This window comes from Saccharopolyspora elongata (genome assembly GCF_004348985.1).
Lineage (GTDB): Bacteria > Actinomycetota > Actinomycetes > Mycobacteriales > Pseudonocardiaceae > Saccharopolyspora > Saccharopolyspora elongata.
On the sequence record NZ_SMKW01000081.1, the window covers coordinates 18,050 to 40,617 of the forward strand.

Sequence of the window (22,568 nt, forward strand, 5' to 3'; positions counted from 1 at the left end):
ACTGAAACATCTACTAGACAGAAAGCGCGTGGCGAGGTCAGGCTGTGGCGATGGCGCCGCCGATCCGTCCGACAACCGCCGCCGGGAAAGGCCACGAAGTGACTGTTCATCGCCGCATCCGCCCGTTCAACACGCGCGACACCTACCCCGAGCAGAACCTCGACAACGACCTCTGCCAGGCCGTCGTCGCCAACGGCACCGTCTACGTCCGCGGCCAGATCGGGCAGGACCTCGACACCAGCGAGTCCGTCGGGATCGGCGACGCCGCCGCGCAGGCCGAGCAGGCGATGGCGAACATCAAGATGCTGCTCGAGGAAGCCGGCAGCCGGATGGAGCACCTGGTCAAGCTCACCATCTACCTGATCGACCCGCGCTACCGCGAGGCCGTCTACCGCACCGTCGGGCGCTGGACCAAGGGCGTGCACCCGATCTCGACCGGCCTGGTGGTGTCCGCGCTCGCCCGGCCCGAGTGGCTGTGCGAGATCGACGCCATCGCCGTGATCCCGGAGGAGGAGAAGTGACCCTGTCGATCGTCGCCCGCGACACTTCCGGCGGCACCGTGCGGTTCGGTGTCGCGGCCAGCTCATCCAGCCCTGCCGTCGTCGCCCGCGTCGCGCACCTGCGCCCGGGCGTCGGCGCCGCGGCCTCGCAGAACATCACCGACCCGCGGCTCGGCGGCCACCTGCTCGACGGGCTCGCCGAGCACGGCGACGCCGAGCGGGCGCTCGCCGGGGTCACCGCCGCCGCGGACAACATCGAGTACCGGCAGCTCACCGTGCTCGGCCCGACCGGCCCGGGCTTCGCCTACAGCGGGTCCCGGACGCTGGGCAAGCACGGTGCCGTCGCCGCGGACGGTGTCGTGGCGGCGGGCAACATGCTGGCCGGCAACCACATCCCACAGGCCATCGTGGACGCGTTCACCTCCGCCACCGGCGAGCTGGAGCAGCGGCTCGTCATCGCGTTGCAGGCCGGCCTCGACGCCGGCGGCGAGGAGGGCCCGGTCCACTCCGCCGGCGTCGCCGTGGTGTCCGATGTGGACTGGCCGGTCACCGACCTCCGAGTGGACTGGGCGGACGACCCCGTCGACCGGCTCGCCGAGTTGCTCGACGTGTGGCTCCCGCAGCGCGACGACTACGTCACCCGCGGGCTCAACCCCGCATCGGCCCCGTCCTACGGCGTGCCAGGAGACGAGTGATGACGGCACTGAAAAAAGCGGCCCGCGCCGAGGTCGACCGGCACTCCGGCGAGCTGATCCGCCTGTCGGAACGGCTGCACGCCGACCCCGAGACGGCGTGGGAGGAGCACCGCGCCGCCGCCGCGGTGCCGGAGCTGCTCGACCGCGGCGGGTTCGCCGTCACGTCCAGCTACCTCGGCCTGGACACGGCGTTCCACGCGAGCTTCGGCACCGGTCCAACGCGGATCGCGCTGTGCGCCGAGTACGACGCGCTGCCCGGCCTCGGTCACGCGTGCGGCCACAACCTCATCGCGGCCAGTTCCATCGGCGCCGCACTGGGGCTGGCCGCAGTCGCCGACGACGCCGGGGTGACCGTCGAGGTCTACGGCACCCCGGCCGAGGAGGGCGGCGGCGGGAAGATCGAGCTGCTCGACCGCGGCGCTTTCGCGGACGTGGACCTCGCGATGATGGTGCACCCGGCACCCGTCGACGTCGCCGAGGCCCGGCCGTTCGCCGTCAGCCACTCGAAGATCTCCTACACCGGCAAGTCCGCGCACGCCGCCGCCTACCCCGAGGCCGGGATCAACGCCGCCGACGCGTTCACCGTCGCCCAGGTCGCCATCGGCCTGCTCCGCCAGCAAATCCCCGCCTCGGCGCGGGTGCACGGCGTCGTGACGCACGCCGGCGACGCGCCGAACGCGATCCCCGAGCACGCCAGCGGCCGCTGGTACGTGCGTGCCGAGACGCTCGCGGAACTGGCCGAGCTGGAGCCGCGTGTGTTCCGCGCGTTCGAAGCCGGCGCGCTGGCCACCGGCTGCGAGCTGACCGTGGAACCGGAAAGCAAGCCGTACGCCGAGTTCCGCGCCGACGAGGCGGCACTGGCGGCCTACCGTGCCAACGCACTCGAGCTCGGCCGCGAGTTCGCTCCGGACGGCACGGCATCCCGCATGAACCGCGCCTCCACCGACATGGGCAACGTCTCGCAGGTCGTGCCCGCCATCCACCCCTACATCGGCATCGGGTCCCTGCCGGCGATCAACCACCAGCGCGAGTTCGCCGCGCACTGCGTCGGCGGCACCGCGCAACGAGCCCTGCTCGACGGCGCGATCGCACTGGCGTGGACCGGAGTGGACCGAGCAGTGGCGCCGTGACCGCCCGCTCCTCGGCCCGCATCCGCAGCACGCTCACGTTCTGAATCCGTACCTTTTCCGGGAAGGACAACGATGTCCCACGCCCCGACGCGCACCGAGCACGACATGCTCGGCGAGATCAGCGTGCCCGCGGACGCCTACTACGGCGCCCACACCGCACGCGCCCTCGTCAACTTCCCCATCACGCGGGAGACCCTCGCCGACCGCCCGCATCTGGTCGTGGCACTGGCCGCGGTCAAGCAGGCCGCGGCCAACGCCAACGCGGAGGTCGGCGCCCTCGACCGCGCCAGGGCCGACGCCATCGCGAAGGCCTGCGCCGAGATCAGCAACGGCGGGCTGCACGACCAGTTCGTCGTCGACCTGATCCAAGGCGGCGCCGGGACCTCGACGAACATGAACGCCAACGAGGTCATCGCCAACCGGGCACTGGAACTGCTCGGCCACGACCGCGGAGATCACTCCGCGCTCCACCCGCTCGATCACGTCAACCTGGGCCAGAGCACCAACGACGTCTACCCCACGGCGGTCAAGCTCGCGCTCGACAGCCACCTCGCCGAGCTGCTCGCGGCGCTCGCCGGGCTGCGGGAAGCGTTCGCCGCCAAGGCGGTCGAGTTCGCCGACATCCTCAAGATGGGCCGCACCCAGCTGCAGGACGCGGTCCCGATGACGCTCGGCCAGGAATTCGGCGCGTTCGCCGCCACGCTCGGTGAGGACGAGCAGCGCCTCGCCGAGGCCCGGCTGTTGCTGCACGAGCTCAACCTCGGCGGCACGGCGATCGGCACCGGGCTCAACGCCCGCCCCGGCTACCGCGAGCTCGCCGTGGCGCACCTGCGCGAGCTGACCGGTATCCCGACGCTCGTCTCCGCCCCCGATCTCATCGAGGCCACCCAGGACGTCGGCGTGTTCGTCCAGCTGTCCGGCGTCCTGAAACGGGTCGCGGTCAAGCTCTCGAAGATCTGCAACGACCTGAGACTTCTCTCGTCGGGACCACAGGCCGGGCTCGGCGAGATCACCCTGCCCGCCCGGCAGGCCGGATCGTCGATCATGCCCGGCAAGGTCAACCCGGTCATCCCCGAGGTCGTCAACCAGGTCGCATTCGAGATCGTCGGCAACGACGTCACGATCACCCTTGCCGCGGAAGGCGGACAACTGCAGCTCAACGCGTTCGAACCGATCATCGCGCGGGCCCTGACCGCCGGCCTCGACCACTTCACCGCCGCGATCCGCGTGCTCACCGAGCACTGCGTACGCGGCATCACCGCCCGCCGTGAGCATCTGGCGGGCATCGTCGCCACCTCCGCAGGCCTGGTGACCGCGCTGAGTCCCGCGCTCGGCTACGAAACCGCGTGCACCATCGCGCTGGAGGCGCACCGCACCGGCCGGCCCGCGCTGGAGCTGGTGCGGGAACGGCATCTGCTGACCGACGAGCAACTCGGCGCGCTGACCACGCCACAGGCCCTCACCGGCGGCCCCGTCGGCTGACCGTCCCCGGGCTGCGGTGAAGTTGCCGTTTCAGCCTTGTCAGGTTCGCGTTTCGGCCCGGCTCAGCGGCTCTGCATAGATCCTCTCGATGCATTGCTTTGGTTATTACTTCTTGTGAGATGCCACGGACCGCTCCTAGCGTCATCACGAAATCCGGTCCAAGGAGGCCGCCCATGACCACACGTGAATCCGCCCCGGCCAGGGAGCTCACCGAGACGATCGCCGATCCCGCGACGCTGCGCCGGAGCGTCGCCGCGGGCGCGGTCGGCGTCTTCGTGCACTGGTTCGACTGGGCCGCGTACGCCTATCTCGCGAGCACCATCGCCTCGGTCTTCTTCCCCGCCGGCAACGCCACCGCCGGCCTCCTCGCCGTGTTCGGGGTTTTCGCGGTGTCGTTCGGGATCCGTCCCGTCGGAGCGCTGGTGTTCGGACCGCTCGGAGACCGGATCGGCCGCAAGCGCACGCTGTCGATCGTCATCTTCGTGATGTCCGGCGCCACGCTCGCCATCGGCCTGCTGCCGGACTACTCGACGATCGGGATCGCGGCCCCGCTGCTGCTGGTCTTCCTGCGGCTGCTGCAAGGCTTCGCCGCGGGCGGCGAGTTCGGCAGCGCCGCGAGCTTCCTCGCCGAGTTCGCGCCGCGCCGCCGCCGCGGGTTCGGCGTCAGCTGGCTCGAAGTCGGCTCGCTGCTGGGGTTCCTCGCCGGGTCGTTCGTGTTCCTCCTGCTGTCGGTCGGCCTCTCGGACGCGCAGCTCACCTCGTGGGGCTGGCGCATCCCGTTCCTCATCGCCGCGCCGCTGGGCATCGTCGGTTTCGTCGTCCGCAACAAGATCGAGGACACCCCCGAGTACCGCACCCTCGAAGCGACCGACAACGTGCCCCGCAGCCCCGTGCGGGAACTCTTCCGCAACAACAAGAAGCAGCTGCTCCAGGCCGCCGGCCTGATGACGATGATGCACGTGCCGTTCTACGCCGTGCTCACCTACCTGGTCACCTACGAGACCGACTACCTGGGCCACTCCGCCGGCAACGCCGCGCTGCTGTCCACGGTCATCTCCCTCGTCGGACTGGTCCTCGTCCCGGCGTTCGGCCGCCTGTCCGACCGCGTCGGCAGGCGACCGGTCCTGCTCGGCGCGGGCATCGCGCTGTTCGTCCTCGCGACCCCGGCCTACCTGCTGATGCGCACCGGCCTCGCCGGAACGTGGATCGGCGGGCTCGCACTCGGCGTCGTGCTCTCCGCGATCCTGGGCACGTACGCGGTGTGGTCCGCCGAGATCTTCCCGACCCGCACCCGCCAGGGCGGCCTGTCCATCGCCTACAACCTCACCGCCGCCCTGTTCGCCGGCACCGTGCCCTACCTGATGACGGTCCTGATCTCGGCCACCGGCAGCACGCTGGTGCCCGGCCCGTACCTCATGGTCGCCGCCGTGATCGGGCTGATCGCGGCCTTCTCCATGCGCGAAACCGCGGGGAATCCGTTGCTGCAGGAAGAGGACCTCGCCGGGGAGCACACCGAAGCCTGAACCAGAGTCCCGATGCCGGCGGAACGCGAAGACACGAACCCGACCGGCCGGCACATCACGGAGAACCGGCTGCACCTGAGCAGGTGCAGCCGGTTCTCCGTGATCAGCCCAGCAGGCGCTGCCAGGTCCGCTGGTCCAGCACACCCGTGGCCGCCAGGCCGCTGGACGCCTGGAACTCCCGCACCACCGCGACCATCCGGTCGCCGAAACGCGCATCCGCCGCCACGTACCGGCCACGAGACGTCAGCAAGACCTGCGCCGCCCGCACCGCATCACCACCGGCACCCTGGCCCAGCACCGGCGTCAGCCCGGCCCAGGCCGAACCGCCGAACAAACCCGGCTCCGGCAACCGCGTCGCATAGCAGGACACGCCCGCCGCGCCGCCGGCCGCGACGACCCCGCCGGCCGCGGCCTGCGTCTGCGGACCGAACACACCGTCCACCGGCACCGAAACACCTTGCGCCCGCAGCAGGAGCTGCAACGCCGTCACCGACGGGCCCGCCGCCTCCGGGCGCAGCAGCGGCCACACCGCCGGCTGCACCACGGCCCGGCCCGCGGCCGCGCCGACGGCCTCGCGCAGCTCCGGCAACCGTCCATACAGGACATCACCGGGGCATTCGGTGGCCATGAAGTCGCGGTGCCCGTAGATCTCGCCGGGCTCGATGCCGTACTGCGACACCATGTAGGTGCACAACAGCACCAGCGAATCCCACAGGTCTTCCGGCACGTCGGTGTCGATGTAGGTGCCCTCGTTCTCGATGCCCAGCGACACCGGGTTCTCCGCACCGGCGTGCGCACCCTGCACGTGCTGATCGCCGGCGGTCAGCACCTCCAGGCTCTGGTGGCGGCCCTCCATCAGCCAGCCGCCGCGGGAGTTGGTGAAGTTCTGCCCGGTGTCCTTCCACCCGTTGGAATCCATGTGGAAGTCCTGGATCTGCCGGGCCAGCGCGAACGCCGCCTCCTGCGAGGTGTCGTCGACGTTGGGCGAGGCGGTGTGGTGCACGACGATCTTGACCGGCTTGCTGTCGAGCACGTCCACCGGCGAACTGGGCTCCCGCGCCTGCCAATCCGCCGTCGACGCGATCTCCGGCGCGGCCGCCCGCCGCGACCCGCCGGCGGCCACCGCCGGCAACCCGCACACGCCGACCGCCGTCGCCGCCAGCCCACCGGCTAACAGCACCCGACGGGCCATCCGAACATCGCGCAACGCCATAGCCACTCCCCAAACCGGACGAACATCATGATCAGGGCCGAGCCCGGAGCCCCGAACGGTACGCAGCGGTAACCGGAGCGGGGAATTCTTGGCGACAACCCGCCAACAACCGGTCAAGAAGCCACCACGCCGTCCCCGGATGACAAGATCACCCGCGTCGAACGCGTCACAACCGAACCGCCGCCGCGTCCCTGTCTGTGACCGACGAACACCGCGGACAACGGGAGTGCGCAAGATGGACCGGTTCGTCACGTTCCTGCGCCGCCAGCTCGACATCGACCTCGAGCTGCTGCGCGTGGCCAGGCAAGACGCTGAAACCGGCGCCGCCCACGCCTGCCTGATCACCCCCATCCGGGGATTCCGGGAATGCGAGCTGAAGTCCCGCCTGCTTTCCACCCACCACCACTGCGGCACCGGCGGCGGCCCCTGCGACGAACTGGGGGAGAGCTACCCGCCCGAGGACGAACGCGGCTGCCCCACGCGGGCGCTCCTCGGCCTGCCCTACGCCGACCGCCCCGGCTACATCGCCCGCTGGCGCCCCTGAGCCCGCCGGTCCAGGGGCGCCGGGAGGCGCGGCGTCAGGCATCGGGGGTCTGGACCCGGAAAAGGGGCGGGCACGGTTGTCCTACCGGCGGGTGGCGGAGGTGTTCGAGCAGACCACGGCGAAGCTGCCGGCCTTCTCCGGGCACACCTTCGGTGGCCTCGCTGCCGCCGAAGGTGTCCCCGCCGAGGCGATCGCGCGCAAGGCGGAGCTGTTTCCTACCTTTCCGAGCAGGTTCCGGAAGCAAACGGGCAGATTTGTACCTGTACCGGCTTTCTCATCCTGCCTCGGCGATACCATCATTTCCGATGAATAATTGAGCGACATTTGTTGCTGTCGTCAATATTCACGCGACCAGTTAAATTTTCAATAAAGGATCACTGTGAAACTAGCCGCGCCCGCGCTCGAACTTCAACGGTTGGGTTACGCTCGATACGAGCTGGCGTCAAAACTAGAGATCTCCATGGCAGATGAGCGGCTTCGTCGCTTGACCGTGGAGTTCGGGCAGCTGCCATGTGATCCGCACTCGCGAAACGAGGGCCGTTTTCGCCGCTTCGGCCGAGGGGTGTTGCTGCCGTGGAATGGTGAGTTTCACTGGATGCCCGAAACTCTCGTGAACATGCCGGACGGCACGACTTGCAGCGTCAACCACTACCAGCAGGGAATGCACAATCCGGAATTCCTCGGCCTGGTGCGGAACATGCCGGGACTCACGGAGTCGATAAGGCGGAATTCCCTGTTGACCGAACTGATCAAATTCGACTTCTCGCAAACGACGTGGAGTGAGGTCGAGCTCTGCTGGCCGATCCATGTCGGCGTCCACCTGATCAGGTTGTCGGTAGACAGCCCCGGCGGCCGCGCGGTCGCAACCCCCGACATGCTGCACCAGGACGGAGAACCCTACGCGTTCGCGCATTTGATCTACCGGCGTGACGCGGAAGGCGGCGAGAACGTCATAGCCACTCCAGCCTGCGCCGGCAGTTCCCCGGACGATGTCGCACCGGAAAGCGTGCTGGACCGGTTCACGCTCTGCCACCCGCTGGACTCCTATGGGGTCAAGGACGACCTGGTCAGCCATTACGTCGCGCCTGTCACCGTCGCTGCCGGCGCTGAGACAGCCGAGCGAGCGGTGCTGTTGATCGACTTCACCCCGATGACGCAGCGAGCATGACGAAGCCGCTTGCACTTGCTTCTTTGGTCATTGTCACTGCTGTCTGGGGCGGGACATTCGTCGTCGTCAAGGACGTGACACAGCAAGCACCGCCGATGGATTTCCTGGCTGTGCGGTTCCTCGTCGCGGCCGGTGCGCTGGCGTTGTGGAGTCCCGGCCGGTTGCTGGTGCTGAACCGAAAGCAGTGGGGGCACGGTGTCCTGATGGGGCTCTTGCTGGGCATCGCCTACATCGGGCAGACCTTCGGCCAGCAATACACGTCGGCGTCCATGTCGGGATTCATCACCGGGATGTCCGTGGTGTTCACACCCATGATCGCTGGATTGCTCTTGCGGCACCGGATCGGATTGGCGACCTGGGGTGCGGTGGGGATTGCCACGGTGGGCTTGGGAATCCTGTCGCTGCGTGGGTTCACGGTCGGTCTCACCCTAATGCACCGGCGAGTTCATCCTGACCAGCGCGGCGCGGTCTCGACAAGACCGCGCCGCGCTGGTCACCGAGTTGGCCGGTCTGGCCTCGTGCTACCTGGTCACCACGGCACGGCATCCGTCCGCGTGGTCCGGTTCGGCATGAATCGGTTGGTCACTCGGCCGACCGATACGCCCCGGCGTGGGCGTTTCGGTAGCTTTCGCGCAGGCAAAATCCAGGGTCTACATCCACCCACTGCGGCGGAACCGCAGCGAAGCTCCAGCATCCTGATCAAGGCCCTCGACAGGAACCCGGGGGCTAACGCCAATTTTCGTCTCGATGTTCCTCAACCCCCGAATCGGCACTCAGGACCTCGACGGTTCCCGCGGCGCCGTCCACCCGCACCCGATCACCGCTGCGCAGCCGCGTCGTGGCGTTGCCGCAGCCCACCACGGCGGGAATCCCCAGCTCCCGGGCCACGATAGCGGCATGCGACAGCGGCGCACCCACGTCCGTCACCACCGCCGCGGCCCGCGGGAACAACGGTGTCCATCCCACGTTCGTCACCGTCGTCACCAGGACCTCGCCCGGCCGCAACGAATCGCCCTCGTCGACCGAGGTCAGCACCCGCGCCGTGCCCTCGACGACACCGGCCGCGCCGGCGAAACCGCGCACCGAATGCGACACCGGCGCCAACGCCACCGACTCGTCGAACACGTCCATCCGCCGATCCGGCAGGGCCGACCACCGCACCGGATCGAAATGTTCCCGGACCAACGTCGGGTACGGCCCCAACGCCGCATACGCCCGGTAGGTCTGCCGCCGGTCCGCAACCGCCCCCAACGGCTCCCGCGAACCGCCCAGCACCGCCAGGACCTCCTCGATCCGCAAGAAGAACAGGTCGTCGCCGCACCCGGTCAGCTCGCCGGCGCGCAACACGAAGGCCCGCAGCACCCAGAACGCCCGGATCAACTCCGAACGCGCCGCCTCCCGGCCCCGAGCGGCCCGCGCGGCCCCGGCGATCCGGCGCCGCAACCGCCGCTCCTTGCCCGGGTGGCGTGATCGCAGCCGCTCCCACGCCGCATCCCGCGTGCGTTGCTGCCGCGCCAGCAACTCCGCCGGATCCGCCGCCGACCGCAACCCCGCCAGCTGCCGGTCGATCCACTCCGGATCCTCGGCGGGCCGGGGCGCGGACACCTCGAACTCGTCCGGGCACCGGTGCCCCCACGACCGCGCGAACGTGTCCCGGTCGATCTCCCCGCGCGCCAGCTCACCCAGCCCCATCACCGGCCCCAGGCTCGCCAGCGCGTCGCCGCCGGCGCTGAGCCCGGTCAGCAACGCGTTCGCGTCCGCCTCGCCGACCAGCTTCAGCAGCCGCGGCCGAATCCGCACCAGACCCGCGCCGTCCAACCGCGCCCCGGCCGCCAGCATCCGGCTGGAATCCCGCAGCAACGGCTCCACATCCGAACGCCACAACGCCCGCAACTCCCCGGCGTCACCGGCCGCGGCGATCCGCTCGTGCAACCGCGCGCACCGATCCGGCGAGGACGCCAGCAGTTCCGGCAGCCGCCGCTGGTACGCCGCGACGCGACGCCGGAACGGCAACGCGCTCGCCAGCGCCGACCGCACCACCCGCCACCGCGACATCGGCAGCGCCGGAACCGCAACATCCGCGGGGATGCGCCCGAACGCCTGCTCGCTGGCGGCGCGCACCAGCGAACCCAGCCCCAGCGCGTTGCCCACCGCGAACGTCAAGCTCAGGTTCAGGTAGAAGCGGCCGCCGATGTTGCCCGACAGCCGGTGCGGCCCGACCCGCGACAGCGCCATCGTCTCCGACATGAAGATCTCCACCAGCGACCACGTGCACGGCGTCATCACGCTCGGGATCGCCTCACCGAGATTCGCGCACGTCCACAGGTAATCCCCGCCGAGGCTGTCGTTCCACGTCTCCACCGGCCGGTCCCGCAGCCCCGTGATCGGCCGCGCCTGCACCACCCAGAACCGGCCGTCCCGGGCAGCCCACTCCACGTCCATCGGCCGCCCGTACAGCTCCTCGATCCGCACCCCCAGCGCCGCCAGCTCGCCGGCCTCGGCGGGGGAGAGGACCGGGACACCCCGGCGCCCCTCCGGCACCGGTTCTTCCCTGGTGCCCTCGGCGGTGCGCACCGTCATCACCGCCTTGTCGCCGACGATCTGCTCTCGCACCCGGCCGTCGCGCGCCACCACGTAGGTGTCGGGCGTGACCTGGCCGCCCACGATCGACTCGCCCAGCCCCCATGCGGCGTTCACCAGGACGTCCTCACCGGCCCCGGTCACCGGGTCCCGGGTGAACAACACCCCGGCGGCCTCCGCGGGCACCAGGTCCTGCACCACGACCGCCAGCGCCACCTCGTCGGCGGCCACCCCGTTGCGCAGCCGGTAGTCGATGGCCCGCGCGGTCCACAACGACGCCCAGCAGCGCCGCACGGCATCCAGCACCGCAGCCTCGCCGCGGATGTTGAGGTACGTGTCCTGCTGACCCGCGAACGACATCTCCGGGAGGTCCTCGGCGGTCGCCGACGACCGCACCGCCACCGGAACGTCCTCGCCCATCCCGGCATACGCCGCCCCGACCGCCTCCGCGATCTCCGCGGGCACCGGCGACTCGGCGAACCACTGCTGGATCTTCTCCGACGCCGCCTGCGCGGTCTCCGGCCGGTCCGGATCGACCTCCGCCACCGCCGTCAGGATCCGCTCCTGCAAACCCGCGGTGGCCGCGAAATCCCGGTACGCCACCGTCGTGACGTCGAACCCCGGCGGCACCGGCAACCCCGCGCCCGCCAGCCGCGCCAGCGAGGCACCCTTGCCACCGACCAGCGCCAAGTCCGCGTCGGCGGCATCCAACGGCACTACAACAGACAACGGAACACCCCTCATTCCCCAGCACCCAACAGGGCCTGGTACTTCGCTTCCGCATTGCTCAAGGACTCGTCCAGGTACGACACCGTGGCCGCCGCGAGGCCCCGGGCATCCTCCGAAGTGGACTCCGGCCCGGCCGCCAGCGCCCGGCACGCCGTCTCGGCGAGCAACTGCGCACGCGTCTCGTCGGAGACCGCGAACTCCGCCGGAACCAGCGGCGGCGCCAGGAAGAACCCGAGGAACACCGAGCTGACCAGCTGCACCAGCTCGGCCAGTCCCAAATCGGTGCGGATCAGGCCCCGCTCGTGCAGCACCTCCAGGTACCGCACGAAATCGCTGCGCAACGCGTCCCCGGCCTGGGCCGCCTTCTCGGTGCGGGCCAGCTTGCCGATCACGTCCATGTCCCGCGTCAGCACGGCCATGAGCAGGGGATGCCGCTGGTAGACCAGCGCCGTGTGCAGCAGCAGGTCGTGCAGCGACGGCTGCTGCGGCGACTCGACCACCCGCCGCCGGACTTCGGTCAGCAGCCCGACCCGTTCCCGCCGCAGCAGGACCAGGAACAGCCGCTCCCGGTTCTTCCAGTGCAGGTGGATCGTCCCCTTCGAGACCCCGGCCAACCGGGCGACATCGTCCAAAGTGGTTTTGTCGTAACCCCAGCGCAGGATCAACTCGGCAGCGGCATCCAGAATCCGCTGCCCGCGCTGCCGGCGTTCGAGGGAACGATCCCGAGCACCATCCGCCACCCAAGCCTCCACGATGTTCTACGCATGCTTGACCGGATTTACTCATCCGGTCATGAGTGCACAAGCTACGCCTGCCACGCGGAGGTGACAAGCAGCAGGGGGCGGCTATTTACGCGCTCTTGATGCCCATTCGGGCGGCAGCGTCGAGCCGGCCGGGCTTCGTGGATCGGCAAGCTGGCACCGTTGGCGCGACCAGCAGGGCGCACCGCGACCGGCCGAACCGGGCCCGCGGTAGCGCCGTCGTGGCGGTCAGGGCCTGGTTCGGGGGGTTCCGGTCAGGTCGGCGTGGATCAGGTCCGCCGTGTTCCTCACCTGCGGGATCACCTCGTGCTGCATGGCCTCCGCGGTCTGGCGGCCGCTGTGCAGCGAGACGCTCACCGCCGCCGTGACGCGGCCGTCCTGATCGGCGACCGGGGCGGCCGCGCCGCGGAGTTCGTCGTCGAGCTCGCTGTCGGCCAGCGCCCAGCCCTGGTCACGGATCTCGGCCAGGCGATCGCGGAACACCCGCTCGGACGTGGTGCCCGCGGCCCGGTCCAGCGTCGTCTCGGCGAGGGCCTTATCCAGCGCCGCGGGCGGCAGGTTGGCGAGCAGGACCCGCCCGGCGGCGGTCGCGGGCGCGGGGAAGCGGGTGCCGAGGTTGATCCGGACCGCGGTCAGCCGCGGGCACATCGCTATCGCGACGTAGAGGATCTCCGCGCCGTCGAGCACCGCGAGCCCGGCGGTCTCGCCGAGCCGGCCGGACAGCGTTTCCAGGTGCGGCCGGGCGATGTCGCGCAGCGGCATGCTGGAGAGGTAGCTGTAGCCGAGTTGCAGCACCTTGGGGGCCAGCCGGAACGTGCGGGCGTCCTCGGAGGTGAGGAAGCCGAGGTCGCGCAGGGTCAGCATCAGCCGCCGGGTCGTGGCGCGGCTCAGCCCCGTCAGCTCGCCGGCCTCGGTGAAGTTCAGCTCGGGGCGAGCGGCGGTGAAGGCCTGCAGGACGGCCATGCCCCGTTCCACGGCGGTGACGAAGTACGGTGCCGCCTGGTCCTGCTCGTCCACCACTACCTCCGGCGCGGGCGCATCGTGTGCAATCTGCACGCTCAGCGTACCGCTTCGAGGATTCGGCCGAGTCGCAGCTCGACGATCTTGCGCAGCTCCGCGCGGGCCGTCCGCAGTTCGTCCGCCTCGTCCTGGCGCAGCCGGCGGACGAGGTCGTCCCGGATCCCGGCGGCGGACAGCCCGGTCGCGTAGACCAGGTAGACATAGCCGAACCGCTCCCGGTACCGCCGGTTCAGCTCGGCGAACTCCTCGCGGACCGCGGCGTCCCCACCGAGCACCCCCGACTGCTCCCGGCGCGACCAGCGACCGGTCACCCGGTCCTCGCCGGGGTCGACCCCGATCGGATCGTGCCGGGAGATCACCTCCACCAGCTCGGCATCGGGCATCCCGTCGAGCAGACCCGTGCCCGCCACGATCAGCGCCGATTCGGACGGAAAAGGGCGCAGCGCAGCCAAATCCCGCGACCAGCGCGCCGACGGGCAGCACGCGCCCAGCGCATCACGGGCCGCATCGGCCGACAACGCGTTGAGGATCGCGATGCCGCTCACCGCTCGTTCGCCGATCGCACGCCGGCGAGCGTCTCCCGGCACAGCCGGGTGGCCTCGTCCGAGGTGAGCCAGCGCGGGTAGCTGGTGATCCGCTCCACCGCCGAGTCCAACGCGGCGCGCACCGCCCGGACTTCCTCGCTGGTGAGCTCCTCGCCCAGCGACCTTCCGAGTTCCTGGGCCATCGCGTCGGTGCTGAGGCCGTCCCAGACCCAGCGCATCCGGGAACCAATGACCGACGGGTCGACGCAGGCCGAGACCGGCGGGAACGCATCCGTTCCCTGGCGCAGGCAGGACAGCACGTCACCGGGCATGTGCCGGAGGAACGCGTACTCGCCGACCAGCGGCTTCAGCGGCGGGATCGGCAGCCCCATCTCGGCGGCCACGAGGTCGGCCAGCGGCTTGAGCCGGTCCAGCCGGATGCCGGTGTCCACGCCGTAGAGGAACTCGAGGCTGGTGACCACCTCCTCCAGCGGCGCGAACCCGGCACGGTAGGAGACCCCGGCGACCGAGACGTCCGGGGACGCCCCGGCGGTGGCGGCGGCGATCGCCCCGGCCGTGGCCAGCCCGAAGTCGTCGTGCACGTGCATCGTCACCGGGACGTCGCGCACCAGGGCAGCGCGGTAGCGGGTGATGAACACCTTCATGGCCTCCGGCGCGAGGCTGCTGGTGGAGTCCATCAGGTCGATCCGCCGCGCGCCGAGCGCGATCGCGACGTTGGACACCTCCACGAGGCTGTCCCAGTCGCGCCTGCCCACGTGCGCGAGCGTGATCGTGACGTCCACCCCCAGCTCGCGGGCCAGCTCGAAGAAGTCGGCGAGCTCCTCCAACTGGTGCTTCTGCGCCTCCTTCGACGGCGCCTGCACGATGCCCGGCGCCAGCACGCGAACGCCGAGATCGGCCAGCAGCCGGGCCGTCTCAAGGGCCGTCACCGGCTGCCGGTTCACCCCGTCCGACAGCAGCGTGTCCGCGTAGACGTTGAGCCGGAACCCGAAGTCGCGGCCCGCGATGGCCCGGCAGAGTTCGAGTTCGCGGGGGATCGGGGCGCTGCCGCCGCCCCAGTTGATGTTGAGGCTCTCCTCCTTGACGCCGGCGTCGGCGAGCGCTTCGGCGATGCGCAGGAAACCGTCGATCGTGGTGGTCGCCCCGGCGGTGAACAACGTCTTGCGCAACGTGCTGTCGATCAGCTCGAACGGATCGGGCCAGCGGAAACCGCCCTGCACCTCGGGGTCGAAGTTCACCGGGCTGACCCAGTGGCTGCCCTCGCGGCGGTGCGTCTTGTCGGGATTGGGCATGCGATCCTCCTCGAGGTCCGTCATCGGGGCAGCGCGTCGAGCGCCGCAGTGAGGCGAACGCCGAGGTCGGAGACCGGCACGCGGTCCGCCGCGGCGTTGGCCGCCAGCGCAGCGAGCTCGACACAGGTCGCGTCGGGCTGCGCGGCGAGCCAGGCCTGGTCGAAGTACGGCAACTCCAGCTCGGCGCGGTGGAAGTCCAGGACCAGCCGGGCGTCCCCCGGCAGCAGGCGCGGCCAGTCGAGGATTCCCCGCCCCAGCGGGCACATCCGGCGCGCCAGGCCGCGCGAGGTCCGGCACAGCCAGGCGTCGTCGAGGTGGATCGCGCGGACGTGCGGCGCGACGCGGCGGGCGGCGGCCACCGGATCTTCCAGCCGGACCACCACGTTCACCGGGTCAAAGGCGACGCCCAGCACGTCGGGGCCGACGGACTCCACGAGCCGGACGATCTCGAAGGTGGTGATCTCCTCGTGCGTCTTGATCAGCAGCCTGCTGCCCGCGTCGCGCAACGCGGGCGCCAGCCGCGCCAGCAGATCACCGGTGGCGCGCAGCTGCTCCGGCCACGGGATCGCGGCATCGAAGCGGTCCGCCTCGATGCCCACGACCGCGGTCAGCTCGTGCACGCCGAGCGCGGCGGCCGATGCCAGCGTCCGGCCGAATCCGCGCAGCAGATCGCCCGACCCCGCCGCGAGCAGCTCGGCGGCCCGGTCCAGGCGGTAGGCGTTGATCATGCCCACCCCGAGCGACACCGAGACCTGCCGATCGGCGGCGAACGCCGCGAACTCCGCCAGCTCCCGCGTCTCGTGCCGCGCGGAAATGGCCGTCACCGAAGGAAAGTGGACACCGCCGAAGCCCAGTTCGCGGGCCTTGCCGACCGCCTCGGCCGGATCGGCCGGGGCGCCCGGGAGGTCGCGCGCGCAGATCTCCACACGCCGCCGCGCGGCGATCATCACGCCGTCACCGGCAGATCCGCGGCCGCGCACACCGACCGCAGGTGCTCGGCGCTGCGCCGGATGTAGGCCACGGTTTCGGCGTAGCCGTAGGGCTGTTCGGCGTAGCCCTGCCTGGTGAGCAGCTCGCCGCTGCGGATCCGCTGCTCGTAGCCGTGCACCATCTCCAGGTACGCGGCCATCTCCTCGACCGTCAGGTCCGGGTGCCCGGCGAGGAACTCCGGGGAGTAGATCTCGATGAGGATGGGCTTGCGCGGCCGCGGCCGGTCGTCCACCGACTCGTCGTTCTCGATCGTCAGGTGCAGGGCCGGGTTGGCCGACGCGAGGATCGGCAGCAGCGCCGCGAAGTCCACCACGCCGGAGCCGCACGGGCGCATCTGGTACGCGAGCTCACCGGACTCGTGCGCGATCAGGGCGTCCTTGATGTGCGTCTGGCGGACGTAGGGCGCGACCCGCCGCGCCGCCCACACCGGGTGTTCCACGCGTTGCAGGACGTTCGCCGTGTCGAACACGATTCCCGCGACGTCGGCGCCGACCGATTCCACCAGGCGCACCAGCTCGAAGGTGGTGATCTCCTCGTGCGTCTCCAGGTTCAGGTGGATGCCGAGATCCCGTGCTATCGGCGCGAGCCGGTGCAGGAGCCGGTCGGTGGCGGCGAGCTGCTCGTCCCAGGTCACGTCCGTGCGGAAGCGGTCGTAGGCCCACCGGCCGCGGAACGCCGGCTTGTAGTTGGCCGTCGCCACCCACAGCTCCCGGCAGTCGATCGCCGCGCAGGCCTCCATCATGCGCCGGAACCCCAGCAGCACGTCGCCGTCGCCGACCGCGCGCAGCTCCGGGGCTTCGGCGAGCGCGTAGGGGTTGACCTTGCCGAGCCCGGTCTCCAGGTACATGCCGAGCTCGTCGGCGCGCTGCCGGATCGCCCCGAGCTCGCCGGGGTCGAGGGTCGGGCTCATGTCCAGCACCGTCCGGAAGAACAGCCCCGCCATGCCGAGCTCGTGGCCGTGGTCGAGGCTGGCGACCGGCCCGCGCTTGGCGCTCTCGGGGATCTTCCGGCCGTCTACTCCGATTCGCATCCGGCGTCCTCTCATCGTGCGATCGTGGGATCGGGAATGGGCACCGCGTCCAGCAGCGCTCGGGTGTACTCGTGGCGCGGCGCGCCGAAAACCTGCTCGCGCGGCCCGGATTCGACGATCTCGCCGCGCGAGATGACCGCGATCCGGGTGCAGAGGTGGCCGACCACGGCGAGGTCGTGCGCGATGAACAGCACCGCCAGCCCCAGCTCGGCCTGCATGTCCGCGAGCAGGTTGATCACCTGCGCCTGCACCGAAACGTCCAGTGCGGACACCGGTTCGTCGCAGACCAGCAGGCGCGGTCGCACCGCCAGCGCCCGCGCGATGGCGATGCGCTGCCGCTGCCCGCCGGAGAACGAGCCGGGGCGGCGGCCCATGTCCGAGGGGTCCAGCCCGACCATCGACAGCAGCTCGGCCACGCGGTCCCGGCGTCCGGCCCGGGACCGCTCCAGCCCGTGCACGAGCATGCCCTCGGAAACCAGCTGCTCGACCGTCATCCGCGGGTTGAGGCTGGCGTGCGGATCCTGGAACACCATCTGCACTTCCCGGCGGAACCGCCTGCGCTGCGCCCGGTCCGCACGGATCACGTCGATGCCGTCGTAGCGGATCTCGCCGCTGTCCGGGCGTTCCAGCCGCAGCACGCACTTCAGCAGCGTGGACTTCCCGGACCCGGATTCGCCGACCAGACCGACGGTCTCGCCCTCGCCCACGGCGAGGTCGACGGCGCGCAGGGCGCGCGTGCCACGGAAGTCCTTGGTCACCGCGCGTACGTCGAGCAGGGTCATGGGCGGGCCTCCGCATCATCGCCGAGCAGGTGGCAGGCGGCGACGCCGTGCTCCAGCGCACGCGGCCGCGGGATCTCGGTGCTGCACCGGTCCACGCGCACCTCGCAACGGGGGTGGAACGCGCAGCCGGCAGGGCGGGCGGACGGCGTCGGCGGAACACCCGGGATCGACGCCAACCGCTGCGTCTCCCGATCGATGCGCGGCACCGCGCGCAGCAGCCCCGAGGTGTAGGGGTGGGCGGGCTGCGCGTAGAGCGGCCGCACCGGTCGTTCCTCGGCCTTGCGTCCCGCGTACATCACGACGACCCGCTCGGCGAAACCCGCGACCAGCCCCAGGTCGTGGGTGATGAGCAGGACCGCCAGCCCGCGGCGGCGGCACACGTCGTCCAGCAGCGACAGCACCTGCTGCTGCACCCGCACGTCCAGCGCCGTGGTCGGCTCGTCGGCGATCAGCAGCTCGGGCTCACCGATCAGGGCCATCGCGAGCACCACGCGCTGACGCATCCCACCGGAGAACTCGTGCGGGTAGGCCCGCAGCCGCTGCGCGGCCCGGTCGACGCCGAGCTCGTCCAGCAGCTCCCGGGCCCGGTTCAGCGCGGTCCGCCGCGGAACTCCCTTCAACAGCAGCGGTTCGGCGATCTGCCTGCCGATCGTCTGCAGCGGGTTCAGCGCGCCCATCGGGTGCTGGAACACCATGCCGACCCGGCCGCCCCGCACCCGGGTCAACTCGGCCTCGCCGCTGGAGAGCAGTTCGCTGCCGCCCAGGCGGATCGAGCCGGACAGCGCGACGTCGGGATCCAGCTGGAGCACCGACCGGGCCATCACGGACTTGCCGGAACCGGACTCGCCGACCAGCGCGACCCGGTCACCGGCGGCGAGGGCGAGATCGAAGGAATCCACCAGCGTCACCGGCCCCGCGGGCCCGTCGACCTGCACCGTCAGCCCGCGGATGTCCAGCAGCGGGGTCGCGACCATCGCGGACCTCATTTCTTCCTCAACGCGGGATTGCGGCGGACTTGAAGCAGATCGCCGAGCAGCCCGAAGGACGCGGCGGTGACGGCGATGGCCAGGCCCGGGGCCAGGGCCACCCACCAGGCGGTGGCGATGTAGCCCTTCGCGCCCGAGATCATGGCGCCCCACTCGGCGCTGGGCGGCTGGGCGCCGACGCCGATGAACGACAGCCCCGCCAGCAGCAGCACCGTGAACCCGATGTCGCCCGCCCACTTGACCAGCAGCGCGTCCAGGGAGTTCGGCAGGACGTGGCGCAGCATCAGCCGGGTCCGGGACACTCCGAGCACGCGGGCCCCGGCGACGAACGGCATCGCCATGGTCTCGTGCATCACCCCGCGCAACAGCCGCGCGGTCATCGGCCAGCCGGCCAGGATCATCGCGATGATCGCGCTCTTGAGGCTCGGCCCCATCGCGGCGGCGAAGCCGAGGGCCACGACCATCCCGGGCAGCGCCAGCGCGATGTCGGTGACCCGCATCAGCACCTCGTCCAGCCACCGGCCGCCGACGGTGGCCAGCACCGCGACCAGGCAACCGATGGCCGAATAGCTGACCACCACCAGCATCGCGGCCAGCAGCGTTTCGCGCGCCCCGGCCACCAGCCGCCAGAGCACGTCCCGGCCCTGGTCGTCGGTGCCGAACCAGTGCGCCGCACTGGGCGGCTGCAGGGCTTCCAGCACGTTGGAGCGGAACACCGACTCGGGCGCCAGCAGCGGCCCCAGCAGCGCGGTGGCCACGACCAGGCACACCAGCGCGATCACGATCGCGTCGAGCGTGCTCCGCTTGGTCGGTCGAGTCGACCTGATGAGTTGCGGCACGGTCCTCACCCGCCCATCCGGGTCGAACGCAGCCGCGGATCCCGCACGAGCTGCACCACATCGGTCACGAGGTTGGCGAGCACTACGAGCACACCGATCGCCGTCACCGTGCCCAGCACCGCGAAGATGTCCCGCTGCTCCACGGCGTTCTGCAGGTAGGCGCCGACCCCGGACAGCCCGAAGATCGACTCGACCAGCACCGCGGAGCCGACCAGGATGCCGACCTCGATGCCGGTGAGCGTCAGCACCGGACCCATCGCGTTCGGCACCGCGTGACCGCGCACCAACCGCCGCATCGGCACCCCTTTGGCCCTGGCGACGGTGATGTGCTCGCGGGCGAGCACGGTCAGCAATTCCGCGCGCAGCAACCGGAACAGCTGCGCGGCGACCGGGACGGCCAGCACCGAGGCGGGCAGCACGAAGTGCTGGAGCGCGTCGTAGAACGCGTAGAGGTCACCGGCCAGCAACGCGTCGAGCATCGCCATGCCCGTGCGCGTCGGGACCTCGATGCCTGCGGAGAACCGGCCGGAGATCGGCAGCATCTCCAGCTTGGTGCCGAGCAGCCACTGCAGCAGCAGCCCCAGCCAGAAGGTCGGCAACCCGGCTGTGATGACGACCAGGATCCGGCTGACCGCGTCGGTGGCCGCCCCGTGCCGCAGCGCCGCGAACGTCGCGGCGGGCAACGCCACCAACAGCGCCAGCAGCAGCGCGAGCACCACCAACTCGGCCGTCGCGGGCAGCACCGCGAGCACGTCGTTGAGCACCGGGTGCCGGGTCGCCGTGGAGGTGCCGAGATCTCCGTGCACGAGCCGGCCCAGGTAGCGGAAGTACTGCACGATCGCCGGGGCGTCGAGACCGAGCTGCGCGCGGGTCCTCTCGACCTGCGCCGGGGTGGCACCGTCGCCGGCCGCCACCTGCGCCTCATCGCCCGGGATCAGCTTGATCATCGCGAACACCAGCGTGACCAGCCCGAGCACCGTCAGCAGCGCGGTACCCAGCCGGCGTGCCAGGAACCAGATCGCCTGTCGTGATCCGCTCACCGGGCGCCTCCCGCGGACAGCCGCAGATCCGGCACCGACACCCCGGACCCGACCGTGGCCGGGCGCACCCCCGACACCCGGTTGGCGAAGCCGATCGACTTCTCCAGCGTGTACATGGGCAGGGTGATCGCCTGGCGGTCGATCAGCTCCTGGGCCCGCAGGTAGCTCGGGCAGGCCTGCTCGGCGGTGGGACTGGCCAGGGCCTGCTGCAGCAGCGCGTCCAGCTCGGGATCGGCGTAGCCGGAGCGGTTCGTGCCCACCGACTCGGAGTAGTAGCCCCGCACCAGCAGCGCGCCCGGATCGGGGAACTGGGCGAACTCCTCCAGCAGCATCATCTGCGGGATCTTCGACCGGTCCGACAACCGGCTCAGGTAGTCGGCGAAGGCGATCGGTTCGAGGTTGAGCGTCACCCCGATCTCGGCCAGGTTCGACTGCAGCAGCGTCGCCTCCTGCTTCCACACCGTCGACGACGGCTGGAAGCTCATGGTCAGCGTCAGCTCGCCGATGCCCGCCCGGTCCAGGATCCGCCGCGCCTCCGCGAGGTCGCGATGCGCCGGCGGCAGGTCCGGGCGGCACGACATCGTGTTGGGCAGCGGCCCCGCGGCGACGGATCCCGCGCCGCCGCGGAAGGCCCGCAGCGCGCCCTGGTAGTCGTAGGCCAGCTGAATCGCCTTGCGCACCGCGGGATTCGTGGTCGGCCCGTCGACCATGTTGAACACCACCACCGATTCCAGGTTGGTCGGGGAGGTGCGGACCGTGATCCCGTCGATGCCGGTGAGGGTGGCCGCGTCGGTCGCGGTCAGGGTGGTGGCCACGTCGAGGTTGCCCGCGCGCAGTTCGTCGCGTTGCGTGGCGCTCTCGGTGATCAGCCGGAACGAGAGCTCGTCGGGCCGGGCCGGTTCGAACTCCCAGTAGCCGGGGTGGCGGTGGATGCCGAAGGTGTCGCCCTGCCGCGCCTCGGTGAGCCGGTACGGGCCGCTGCCCGCGTCGTTGGCGGACAGCCAGCTCTGCGCGTCGTCGGTTCCCTCGTTGCGCCGCACCAGGGCGGAGTTGAGGATGTAGATCTTGCTGAGCCCGCCGAGGATCAGCGAATTCGGCTTGGTCAGCCGGATCGTCAGGTGCCCGGCGTCGCGGACCTCGGTGCCCGCGTACCCGGTCAGGTAGGTCGCCGCGCCCCGGGCCAGCCGCGCCGCGCGGTCCAATGTGTACGCGACGTCGGCCGCGGTCAGCTGGGTCCCGTCGTGGAACGTGACGCCCTCGCGCAGCGTGATGTCGACGGAGGTGGCGTCGGGGGACAGCGCGAAACCCGACGCGAGCCGGCCCACCAGGCGCTGGTCGGCGTCGTAGGTGACCAGCGTGTCGTAGAGGCCCTGCAGCACCACGTTGGCCTGCTGGTACTCGACGTTGATCGGATCCAGCGAATTGATCTTGTTGTTGTAGGCGACGACGATGTTCCGCCCGTTTCCCGCGGTGGCGCCCGCCCGGCCACCGGCCGTGCACGCCCCGGCCGTGGTGGCGGCCAACGCGAGGGTCATCACCACCGCGGCGAGGCGTCGCGGCCTCGATCTCGCTCCGCTACCGGCCACCTGGGCTCCTAATCAGTTCTGGGAGTGAGCCATCCGGCAAACTCCTGGTTGGTAGCCGGCCGGTAGGTGAGCACTCTTGGTTCCTGGACGCTTGAGTCCTGACGAAAGACCGTGCCCCTGCCGGTAGGCCGGG

General features: G+C 70.8%; 21 protein-coding genes and 1 pseudogene. 9 read left to right on the forward strand and 13 right to left on the reverse strand.

Annotation, left to right across the window (positions count from 1 at the left end; translation table 11 throughout):
* Positions 1-98 precede the first annotated feature (98 nt).
* The 5 genes from E1288_RS37885 (at position 99) to E1288_RS37905 (ending at position 5,330) form a co-directional block, all read left to right on the forward strand.
* The gene (locus E1288_RS37885; protein WP_132493500.1) at positions 99-521 is read left to right on the forward strand and encodes a RidA family protein; all 423 of its coding nucleotides are present in this window, start codon (positions 99-101) and stop codon (positions 519-521) included.
* Positions 518-1,195 carry a DUF1028 domain-containing protein gene (locus tag E1288_RS37890; protein ID WP_132493501.1) on the forward strand — a complete coding sequence of 226 codons (678 nt, stop codon included), beginning with the start codon at positions 518-520 and terminating at the stop codon, positions 1,193-1,195. Before E1288_RS37885 ends, E1288_RS37890 begins: the two co-directional genes overlap by 4 nt.
* Positions 1,195-2,325 carry a M20 family metallopeptidase gene (locus E1288_RS37895; protein WP_132493502.1) on the forward strand — a complete coding sequence of 377 codons (1,131 nt, stop codon included), beginning with the start codon at positions 1,195-1,197 and terminating at the stop codon, positions 2,323-2,325. Before E1288_RS37890 ends, E1288_RS37895 begins: the two co-directional genes overlap by 1 nt.
* Positions 2,326-2,397: 72 nt before the next feature.
* A complete protein-coding gene (locus tag E1288_RS37900; RefSeq protein WP_132493503.1) occupies positions 2,398-3,807 on the forward strand; it encodes an aspartate ammonia-lyase in 1,410 nt (469 codons plus the stop codon).
* A 173-nt stretch (positions 3,808-3,980) separates the two neighbouring features.
* The gene (locus tag E1288_RS37905; RefSeq protein ID WP_132493504.1) at positions 3,981-5,330 is read left to right on the forward strand and encodes an MFS transporter; all 1,350 of its coding nucleotides are present in this window, start codon (positions 3,981-3,983) and stop codon (positions 5,328-5,330) included.
* Between the two features lie 103 nt (positions 5,331-5,433).
* Here the strand turns inward: E1288_RS37905 and E1288_RS37910 are convergent, their stop codons facing one another.
* The gene (locus E1288_RS37910) at positions 5,434-6,543 is read right to left on the reverse strand and encodes a peptidoglycan recognition protein family protein (protein ID WP_132493505.1); all 1,110 of its coding nucleotides are present in this window, start codon (positions 6,541-6,543) and stop codon (positions 5,434-5,436) included.
* A 235-nt stretch (positions 6,544-6,778) separates the two neighbouring features.
* On the opposite strand from E1288_RS37910, the gene E1288_RS37915 reads away from it, so the two are divergent.
* The 4 genes and pseudogenes from E1288_RS37915 to E1288_RS37930 form a co-directional block, all read left to right on the forward strand.
* Positions 6,779-7,087, forward strand: coding sequence for a DUF6221 family protein (locus E1288_RS37915; protein ID WP_132493506.1), 309 nt, complete (start codon positions 6,779-6,781; stop codon positions 7,085-7,087).
* Between the two features lie 100 nt (positions 7,088-7,187).
* Positions 7,188-7,400, forward strand: a complete 213-nt coding sequence (locus tag E1288_RS37920) for a hypothetical protein (RefSeq protein ID WP_132493507.1) — start codon at positions 7,188-7,190, stop codon at positions 7,398-7,400.
* Between the two features lie 66 nt (positions 7,401-7,466).
* Complete coding sequence (locus tag E1288_RS37925) at positions 7,467-8,255, forward strand: 2OG-Fe dioxygenase family protein (RefSeq protein ID WP_235884101.1); 789 nt, start codon at positions 7,467-7,469, stop codon at positions 8,253-8,255.
* A pseudogene (locus E1288_RS37930) lies at positions 8,252-8,596 on the forward strand (EamA family transporter); the annotation flags it as partial. The gene E1288_RS37925 and the pseudogene E1288_RS37930, both read left to right, overlap by 4 nt.
* A gap of 385 nt (positions 8,597-8,981) precedes the next feature.
* Here the strand turns inward: E1288_RS37930 and E1288_RS37935 are convergent.
* The 12 genes from E1288_RS37935 to E1288_RS37990 form a co-directional block, all read right to left on the reverse strand.
* The gene (locus E1288_RS37935) at positions 8,982-11,564 is read right to left on the reverse strand and encodes a PEP/pyruvate-binding domain-containing protein (RefSeq protein ID WP_235884102.1); all 2,583 of its coding nucleotides are present in this window, start codon (positions 11,562-11,564) and stop codon (positions 8,982-8,984) included.
* Between the two features lie 11 nt (positions 11,565-11,575).
* A complete protein-coding gene (locus E1288_RS37940) occupies positions 11,576-12,304 on the reverse strand; it encodes a TetR/AcrR family transcriptional regulator (RefSeq protein WP_132493509.1) in 729 nt (242 codons plus the stop codon).
* Between the two features lie 249 nt (positions 12,305-12,553).
* Positions 12,554-13,381, reverse strand: a complete 828-nt coding sequence (locus E1288_RS37945; protein WP_132493510.1) for an IclR family transcriptional regulator domain-containing protein — start codon at positions 13,379-13,381, stop codon at positions 12,554-12,556.
* Positions 13,382-13,383: 2 nt separating this feature from the next.
* The gene (gene uraD, locus E1288_RS37950; RefSeq protein ID WP_165968475.1) at positions 13,384-13,890 is read right to left on the reverse strand and encodes a 2-oxo-4-hydroxy-4-carboxy-5-ureidoimidazoline decarboxylase; all 507 of its coding nucleotides are present in this window, start codon (positions 13,888-13,890) and stop codon (positions 13,384-13,386) included.
* Positions 13,887-15,182: a 2-isopropylmalate synthase gene (locus E1288_RS37955; RefSeq protein WP_132493512.1), complete on the reverse strand. Its 1,296-nt coding sequence runs from the start codon at positions 15,180-15,182 to the stop codon at positions 13,887-13,889. Before E1288_RS37955 ends, uraD begins: the two co-directional genes overlap by 4 nt.
* 20 nt (positions 15,183-15,202) lie before the next feature.
* Entirely contained in the window at positions 15,203-16,129 is a 927-nt protein-coding gene (locus E1288_RS37960; protein WP_235884105.1) for a sugar phosphate isomerase/epimerase family protein, read from the reverse strand.
* A complete protein-coding gene (locus E1288_RS37965) occupies positions 16,129-17,202 on the reverse strand; it encodes a sugar phosphate isomerase/epimerase family protein (RefSeq protein ID WP_132493514.1) in 1,074 nt (357 codons plus the stop codon). The genes E1288_RS37960 and E1288_RS37965 overlap by 1 nt, the downstream gene beginning before the upstream one ends.
* 11 nt (positions 17,203-17,213) lie before the next feature.
* Positions 17,214-17,984: an ATP-binding cassette domain-containing protein gene (locus E1288_RS37970; protein ID WP_132493515.1), complete on the reverse strand. Its 771-nt coding sequence runs from the start codon at positions 17,982-17,984 to the stop codon at positions 17,214-17,216.
* Positions 17,981-18,958: an ABC transporter ATP-binding protein gene (locus E1288_RS37975; protein ID WP_207954775.1), complete on the reverse strand. Its 978-nt coding sequence runs from the start codon at positions 18,956-18,958 to the stop codon at positions 17,981-17,983. The genes E1288_RS37970 and E1288_RS37975 overlap by 4 nt, the downstream gene beginning before the upstream one ends.
* 8 nt (positions 18,959-18,966) lie before the next feature.
* Positions 18,967-19,809 (reverse strand): ABC transporter permease, encoded by an 843-nt coding sequence (locus tag E1288_RS37980; protein ID WP_207954776.1) that lies wholly within the window; start codon positions 19,807-19,809, stop codon positions 18,967-18,969.
* Between the two features lie 5 nt (positions 19,810-19,814).
* On the reverse strand, positions 19,815-20,849 hold the full coding sequence (locus tag E1288_RS37985; RefSeq protein ID WP_207954777.1) for an ABC transporter permease: 1,035 nt from the start codon (positions 20,847-20,849) through the stop codon (positions 19,815-19,817).
* Positions 20,846-22,435, reverse strand: a complete 1,590-nt coding sequence (locus E1288_RS37990) for an ABC transporter substrate-binding protein (protein WP_207954778.1) — start codon at positions 22,433-22,435, stop codon at positions 20,846-20,848. The genes E1288_RS37985 and E1288_RS37990 overlap by 4 nt, the downstream gene beginning before the upstream one ends.
* Positions 22,436-22,568 lie beyond the last annotated feature (133 nt).